The sequence below is a fragment of the Halomonas sp. 3D7M genome (assembly GCF_014897885.1).
In the GTDB taxonomy this organism is placed as follows: domain Bacteria; phylum Pseudomonadota; class Gammaproteobacteria; order Pseudomonadales; family Halomonadaceae; genus Vreelandella.
Map to the genome: position 1 here is coordinate 16840 of NZ_JABUZF010000162.1, position 437 is coordinate 17276.

Below are 437 nucleotides of genomic sequence, written 5' to 3' on the forward strand. Positions count from 1 at the left end.
ATCCACTCGGCAAATGCGGTTTGGAGCTGCTCGGCATTTACCAGCGCCATCACCCTGGCCAAGGTGTCATGGCTGGGCGGACCCGCCTCAAAATCACCGTATTGACGCAAAAAATCCAGCTTTGCGTGGCCAAAATCCTCGATCTCGTCCCATCCTTCCGCACCACAGATCACCGCGCAGACAGTCAGAAACAGGATATCCGACAGCTGATGCTGCACTTTCCAGGCTTGGCGGAAGTCGGGAACGATCGATAAATGGTGCATAAGAGAGGGTGTCAGCATGAGTCATCCATGAGCAAAAACTGCTAGATGACCACATTAGCTCCTACTGGTAAAGCGCTACAAAACCCGTCGTAGCGCGGTTTTTCATGCGTTTTCCCTGCCCGCGGGTGCAGCGCGAAGTGGTGCTGTTTTGCAGCCACCGGCTTTACAGGGCGG

The 437-nt window shown here is 54.9% G+C and carries 1 protein-coding gene; it reads right to left on the reverse strand.

The window, feature by feature from the left end:
- Positions 1-281, reverse strand: a 281-nt coding sequence (locus tag INT22_RS20480) for an ISAs1 family transposase (protein ID WP_226912510.1), incomplete at its 3' end; no start/stop codon positions are given.
- Between the last annotated feature and the right edge of the window lie 156 nt (positions 282-437).